The following is a 1444-nucleotide window of genomic DNA, read 5'->3' on the forward strand; positions in this document are numbered from 1 at the left end:
GCCGTCGCTCTTCTTGTACGATGAGTACGGCAGTGCGATTCGTCATCGCGGCCAGCTCGATCGTGTCCTCGAGTCCGACGAGCAGATGTGGATTATCCCGGCGGACGTCCACTACTAAGCCTGGAATTGCCCGATAGACCAGGACCATGGTATTAACCAACAGAGCGCGACCACCGCCGTTTTTGTTGGTTAAGAAGATGACGGACCTACTGACTCGGTGAGTCCCGAGTGAATTTTTTCACCCCCAGAGGGGTGCGGGGGACAGAGAACCCTCGTAGTAGACCAATGACTGACGACAACCCAACAGCGACGGAATCGAATCGAGAGGAAGCAACCCAGACGGAATACGTCGAGCGCAGCGATGTTGGTGTCTCATTGACGGTGAAACTGAAGCGTGGAACGGCGACGAGAGACCAAGACGAGCTGACGGCCAAAGTCAAAGCACAAACGCTTGCAGAGGCTCGCGAGGACATGGACACGCTGCGGGCGTATCTGCACGACCTCGCCGAGGACGTTCGGCAGATTCAACCCGAGGACGTGACAGAATAGGGCACTCAGAGATTTTTTTGGGGCCGCAGAGGATCTGTTGAATCCCTCAGGCCCTGACAGATGCCGCGTGCTGAATATAGAGGGTGCATTCAGCACGGAGGATTCGTTTATTCCGTCCCGTCAACGCTGAACCAACCGCTCAATAGGACTGCGAACTTAGCAACCTCACAGTCACCGCGAGAACTGATAACAGAAATGTACTCTCAAGTACTGTGAATTAACAGTTCAATTAGAACGAATGTGGCCCAAACGGTAGGGACTGTTAGCAGATGGATGAGTGCGAATACGATACTTGAACCATGTATGAATCGACGTGCCAATTCATCTTGACTGCGCCACTTGATTGTTCTCCCGAATAGAACTGCAATAACTGTGAGAGGGAGTCCATAGCCAAACAAGAGTATCGGGACTGCAGGACCGAAGAAGGAGGGACTTGCTGGAACTCCCCCAATTACAGCGAGGACAGTTCCTGCGGTGAAGAGAACCGCTACTTGTCCCAATACGCAGATGAGCGTGAGACCTCCTGTTGAAAACGGTGCCGTTGTATCGTAACGGGAGGCAAGTACTCGGATACAGTAGGCGATTGTTGCTGAACTACCGAAGAGACCGACAAGTGCCACGAGAGGGAGAGTTGTAACGAACCCCGGTGCCCCACCTGTTGACATATTCATTTCATTTCAACTGAAGTTATATGTCTTCTGGATGGCCTCTAATTGGAACGAAGTACAATACGTAGTTTGGTTCTGTGAAGCTCCAAATGAAATAGCCGCTAAGTAGAAGACCTGTACGTAGCGATTCAGTTCGGTCACGTCGAGCGCGGAACCGTTGACCGATACGCGCGCTGTATTCAGCACGGCCTCAGCAAACTATCAGCGGCTGAGGATTTCAATAGAGC

1 protein-coding gene is annotated in these 1444 nt (G+C 52.2%); it reads left to right on the top strand.

Annotated features, from left to right (window positions below; translation table 11 throughout):
• Positions 1–285 precede the first annotated feature (285 nt).
• Entirely contained in the window at positions 286–549 is a 264-nt protein-coding gene (locus AUR66_RS12765; protein WP_058572734.1) for a DUF7389 domain-containing protein, read from the top strand.
• Positions 550–1444: the final 895 nt, after the last annotated feature.

This window comes from Haloferax profundi, from assembly GCF_001469865.1.
Lineage (GTDB): Archaea > Halobacteriota > Halobacteria > Halobacteriales > Haloferacaceae > Haloferax > Haloferax profundi.

Bases quoted from the DNA above. Each gene is read 5' to 3' on its own strand.
- AUR66_RS12765 (WP_058572734.1), top strand. From the start codon at position 286: ATGACTGACGACAACCCAACAGCGACGGAATCGAATCGAGAGGAAGCA.